Annotated in this window: 3 protein-coding genes; all 3 read right to left on the bottom strand. The window is 52.4% G+C overall.

The window, feature by feature from the left end:
- Positions 1 to 54 precede the first annotated feature (54 nt).
- The 3 genes from ligA to B2Y11_RS05080 all read right to left on the bottom strand — a co-directional run bounded on the left by ligA (position 55) and on the right by B2Y11_RS05080 (position 5,403).
- Positions 55 to 2,058 (bottom strand): NAD-dependent DNA ligase LigA, encoded by a 2,004-nt coding sequence (gene ligA, locus B2Y11_RS05090; protein ID WP_291056960.1) that lies wholly within the window; start codon positions 2,056 to 2,058, stop codon positions 55 to 57.
- A 10-nt stretch (positions 2,059 to 2,068) separates the two neighbouring features.
- The gene (gene pcrA / locus B2Y11_RS05085; protein ID WP_291056959.1) at positions 2,069 to 4,276 is read right to left on the bottom strand and encodes a DNA helicase PcrA; all 2,208 of its coding nucleotides are present in this window, start codon (positions 4,274 to 4,276) and stop codon (positions 2,069 to 2,071) included.
- A 182-nt stretch (positions 4,277 to 4,458) separates the two neighbouring features.
- A complete protein-coding gene (locus B2Y11_RS05080) occupies positions 4,459 to 5,403 on the bottom strand; it encodes a manganese-dependent inorganic pyrophosphatase (protein WP_291056957.1) in 945 nt (314 codons plus the stop codon).
- Between the last annotated feature and the right edge of the window lie 167 nt (positions 5,404 to 5,570).

Here is a 5,570-nt window from a genome sequence, read left to right as displayed (position 1 = left end):
AATGAATCAGTGCTTCCCTAGTACACTAACCGTCTAACTTCTAACTTCTATCGTCTACCCTTCTACCCCCGCTCTTCTCAGAAATTCTTCTTCATTAATGACGGGGATATTCTTTGCTCTGGCCTTTTCCAGTTTGCTCCCTGCGTCCTCTCCTGCCACCACCAGGGTGGTTTTGTTGGTAATGGAGGACTGGATGTCTCCGCCCTGCTGTTTGATGATTTCTCCTGCTTCTCTTCTTCCCATGGCGGAGAGTTTTCCTGTGAGAACCACCATTTCTCCGGCGAAGGCCTGACCGGCAGGAGTTTCTTTGACTTCTTCCATGAGAACGCCGGCGTCTTTGAGTTTGTTGATCACTGCCAGGTTCTTTACATCATGGAGGTAGTCGTAAAGGCTTTTGGCAATGACTTTGCCTATGCCTTCGGTTTCCTGGATTTCTTCGGCGGAAGCGGCGATGAGGGCGTCCATGGTGTGGAAGCGGGCGGTGACGAGCTCCGCTCCCTTGGCGCCCAGGAATCGGATGCCCAGGCCGAAGAGGAGTTTGGCCAGGCCTCTGCCCCTGCTGTCATTAATGGCAGCTGCCAGGTTGGAGGCGCTTTTTTCGCCCATGCGTTCCATCTGTTCCAGGTCTTCCTGTTTCAAACGGTACAGATCGCCGGGGTCTTCTGCCAGCCGGACGGCCAGGAGGCCGTCCACCACTGAGGGGCCCATGCCTTCGATGTCCATGGCGTCCCTTGAAGCGAAGTGGATCAGTTTTTCACGGACCACGCCGCCGCAGTTGGGATTTGTGCACCGATAAGCCGCTTCTCCTTCGATGCGGTGCACCGGCTCACCGCAGATAGGACAGGTCTTTGGCATTTCAAAGATTTCTTCTTTTCCCGTGCGCTTATCTTTGAGCACTGTAGAGATTTCAGGAATAATTTCCCCTGCCTTGTAAATCATGACATGATCTCCCACCCGAATGTCTTTTTCATGGATAAAATCCATGTTGTGGAGAGTAGCCCGTTTCACAGTAGTGCCTGCCAGATGCACAGGGGTGAGGTCGGCAGAGGGGGTGAGGACGCCGGTGCGGCCCATGGTGACGATGATACGCTCTACCTTGGTTTCCACTTCTTCCGGCGGGTACTTGTAGGCCATGGCCCACTTGGGGTCCTTCACTGTAGCCCCCAGCCGGTTCTGCTGGGAAAAATCATTCACTTTGATGACCATGCCGTCGGTGTCGTAGCCCAGGTCGTGACGCTTGACTTCCCATTCATTGACGCCTTTAATAACGCCTTCGATGGAGTCCCATTTCCGGTAGTTCGGGTTCACCTGGAAATGGAATGCTTCCAGCTGCTTCAAGAGTTCTTCCTGGGAGTGGATTTCCAGTCCCTGGATGTCGCCTAAGGCATAAGCAAAGAAGGCCAGGTTACGGGAGGCGGTGACATGGGGATCCAGCTGGCGAAGGGAGCCGGCAGCAGCGTTTCTGCAGTTGGCAAAGGGCATGAGGCCTGCTTCGTCCCTTTCTTCGTTAAGGGCGATGAAGCTTTTCCTCGGCATGTACACTTCGCCCCTCACTTCCATGTAGGGCGGCGCATTTTCGATATAAAGGGGGATGGTGTGGATGGTCTTCACGTTGGCCGTCACGTCTTCCCCTACCCTCCCGTCGCCCCGGGTAAGGCCCTGCACCAGGCTGCCGTTTTCGTAGATAAGGTTCATGGAAAGGCCGTCGATTTTAAGTTCCGTAATGTATTCCACGGAAGTGACGCCCAGTCCTTCCTTTACCCGGCGGTCAAAGTCCCGGAGTTCATCGGCGCTGAAGGCGTTGGCAAGGCTCAGCATAGGTTTCCGGAAACGAACTTTGCCGAAGTCGTCGGATGCCTTGCCCCCTACCCGCTGGGTAGGAGAGTCGGGGGTCACCAGTTCGGGATATTCCTTTTCCAAATCCACCAGCTGACGGTAGAGATGGTCGAATTCATAGTCCGTAATTTCCGGCGCATCCTTTACATAGTACAGGTAGCTGTGATGGCGGATTTCCTTCCGGAGCTCCTGTACCTTCTTTATGATTTCTTCCGATGCCATAGTTTTTCCTCTATTCTTCTTTTCTGATAGGAGCATAGGCCACCATGAGCTGGCGCACCTTGCCCTGGAAATCCACTTTGATCATCATATTCTTGTCATTTCCCATGACAGCCACCACTTTGCCCTTGCCCCAGAGGTTATGGACAGCGGTGTCTCCCACCTGCCAGTCATAGCGGACTTTTACCGCCGCCTTTTTGGGCTTGTTCACCACGGCGGAGTCGGAGAGGGCATAGCGGCTTCTGCTTTCATTATGCCAGCGGCCGGCACTCTTGATGGTTTCCTTCTTTCTGTCTTCCCCTACCCTGTCCATAAGGTCCGGTGGGATTTCTTCCAGGAAGCGGCTGGCTGCGTAGGGCTTCATCTGGCCGTACATGGTACGCATATGGGCATTGCAGAGGTAAAGCTCCTTCTTGGCTCTGGTAATGGCTACATAGCAGAGGCGTCTTTCCTCTTCCAGCCTGGATTCTTCCATGAGGGAGCGGACGCCGGGGAAAATGCCTTCGTCCATGCCGGGCAGAAATACGATGGGGAATTCCAGTCCCTTGGCGCTGTGCATGGTCATCAGGGTCACCTTGTCGTCCGTTTCCTCATAGCCGTCCACATCGTTCACCAGGGCCACCTGTTCCAGGAATTCCGCCAGTCCCTCGCCGGGATGAGTGGTAATAAAATCCTTGGCTACGGAAAGAAGTTCGCCCAGGTTTTCTTCCCTGCTCTGGGCCTGGGGATCATCGCTTTCCTGCAGCTGCACCAGGTACTTCGTGTCGGTCAGGATTTTCTGGATCAGGTCGAAAATATTCATTTCCGTGGAAGCATTCAGGAAATCAAAAATCATGGCGCTGAAATTCTGGAGCTTCAGCTGGGCGGAGGCGGAAATGGAAGAGCCTTCCACCGCCATAATGCCTTCAAACATGGACATGTCCCCGGCATTGGCATAGTCTGTCAGCTTCTGCACCGTAGTGGCGCCGATGCCCCGCTTGGGCACATTGATGATGCGGGTAAGGCTGATGTTATCCCTGAAATTATTAATGACCTTGAGATAAGCCATAATATCCCTGATTTCCGCCCGGTCATAGAATCTGGTGCCCCCTACCATGGTGTAGCCGATGCCCCGCTTCACCAGCGTTTCTTCCAGTACCCGGGACTGGGCGTTCATGCGGTAAAGCACCGCCATATTTCCATAGGGCTCATGGTCTTCATCATGCTTTTTCTTCATGGTATTCACAATGAATTCCGCTTCATTGTGCTCGTCCATGGCGGTGTACCACTTCAGGTGGGCGCCGCCCCGCTGCTCAGTCCAGAGCTTCTTGGACGGCCGGTCCGGGTTATTCTCAATCACCGCATTGGCAGCGTCCAGAATGGTCTGGGTGGAGCGGTAATTCTGTTCCAGCTTGATAATCTTCGCCTTGGGATAGTCGGACTTGAAATCCATGATATTCCGAAGATCCGCCCCGCGCCAGGAATAGATGCTCTGGTCCGCATCCCCTACGGCGCAGATATTCTGCAGGCTCCCTGCAATGTACTTCGCCATAAGGTACTGGGCATGGTTCGTGTCCTGGTATTCGTCGATGAGGATGTAGTGGAAACGGTCCTGCCAGCGCTTCCGGATGGTTTCATTGGCCAGAAGGGCGGTGGTGATAAAGAGAAGGTCGTCGAAATCAAGGGCGTTATTCTGCTTCATGTGCTTGTCATAAAGATCATACACATCCGCCACCTTCAGGTTGTAGAAATTCGTCCCTGCCTGCTGGCGGAAAGCCTTCGGGCTCAGGAGCTTATTCTTCGCCGTGGAAATGGCGCTCTGGATAACCCGGGGCTGGAACTGCTTGTCATCCAGATTCAGCTCCTTCAGCACATTCTTCACCAGCTGCTTGGAATCATCGGAATCATAAATGGTGAACTTGTCATTGTAAGGCGGATAATTGTTGATTTCCCGGCGAAGGAAACGGGCGCCGAAGGAATGGAAGGTATACATCCAGATTCTGTCCGCCGCCGGTCCTACCAGACCGTGGACCCGGTCCCGCATCTCCTTGGCCGCTTTATTGGTAAACGTAATGGCCAAAATCTCTCCGGGACGGATACCTAGAGAAAGCATGTAGGCAATGCGGCAGGTGAGAGCCTTCGTCTTGCCGGAACCGGCGCCGGCCATAATCAGTACCGGGCCTTCCACCTGCTTCACCGCCTCCAGCTGGCGGTCGTTCAATGTATGTAAAAAGTCTGTCATTCTTACTCCTTTGTTTGTTTGTTAGTGAGTTAGTGTAATAGTGTACTAGTGGACTGGTGGACTAGTGGGCTGGTGGGCCTATGCAAAGCCCCGATAAAAAGAAGAACTCATATATGACAGAGTCATGTATGAGTTCTTCCTCCGCAAATCACCGGCAGCATACCGGGAATTTCAGGATTTTATTATTCTCCATATACCTTCAGGAGGAACGGAGCCACCTGTTTTTTACGGGACATGACCTTCGGCAGGTAAACCATGCCGTTTTCCGCCTTTTTGCCGAATGCTTTTTCAGCGGCTGCTTCTGCGCCTTCTGTGAACCAGAGGTAAGTATCTTCAGTGAGGATATTAGTTACCATGAGGTAGGAGGCTTCGTAGTTCTTTTCTGCCTTTGTGGCTTCCAGAGCCTTCATGATATCCGCCTTCTTGGCATTGATCGGTTCTACGTCCATCACGGAAATCTGTCCGCAGGAGAAGGTTTTGCCGCCGGCTTCAAATTCCTTGGTGTCGTTGTGAGCCAGTTTTTCAGCCGGATAGTCAGAAATATCAGCGCCGGCCTTCAGCATGTCCATGCCGTACTTTTCATAATCCACGCCGGCGATTTCAGCCAGTTCCTTCACAGCCTTTTTATCTTCTTCCGTGCAGGTGGGAGAACGGAAGAGGACGGTGTCGGAAATAATGGCGGAGAGCATCATGCCTGCCACTTCTTTGGAAGGCTTCACGCCATTCTGTTTATAGAGACCGTAAATCACGGTGTTCACGCAGCCTACGGGACGGATAAGGATGAAAATGGGGCTTTCCGTTTCAAAATCGCCCAGGCGGTGATGGTCGATGAGTTCCAGCACTTCTGCATCCTTAATGCCGTCCACGCACTGTTTGGATTCATTGTGGTCCACAAGAATCAGCTTTGTTTTTTCATCTTCTTCGCTCTTTCTTGCCACATTGGTCAGAAGGACCGGTGCTTCCACCTTGAAATAATCAAGGGCAAACTTCGTTTCCTTGTTCGGTTCCCCTGCTCTGGCAGCCACAGCGTCCATTCCCAGCTGTCTCTTCAGATAGGAATAGGAAATAGCAGCCGCAATGCTGTCGGTATCCGGAGATTTATGTCCTGTTACAAATACTTTGCTCATTCTATCGCTCCTTTAAGTCCAATGATAAATGGTTCATAATCGCTCCAATCATTATACCATATGGAGCAGAGGGTTCAAAGGGATGGGGAAAGGTTCTTAAGATTGACCGGTCTGTGGAGCCACAAAGTTGCCCAGGTTTAGGAAAGCACTGATTAATTCATAGAGTC

The organism is Dialister sp. UBA1703 (assembly GCA_002320515.1).
Taxonomy (GTDB): domain Bacteria; phylum Bacillota; class Negativicutes; order Veillonellales; family Dialisteraceae; genus Dialister.
The sequence above is the reverse complement of the archived record's forward strand: the minus strand, read 5'-3'. Positions and strand labels throughout refer to the sequence as shown.

Coding starts and splice junctions, on each gene's coding strand:
- ligA (WP_291056960.1), bottom strand. CDS start 2,058: ATGGCATCGGAAGAAATCATAAAGAAGGTACAGGAGCTCCGGAAGGAA.
- pcrA (WP_291056959.1), bottom strand. CDS start 4,276: ATGACAGACTTTTTACATACATTGAACGACCGCCAGCTGGAGGCGGTG.
- B2Y11_RS05080 (WP_291056957.1), bottom strand. CDS start 5,403: ATGAGCAAAGTATTTGTAACAGGACATAAATCTCCGGATACCGACAGC.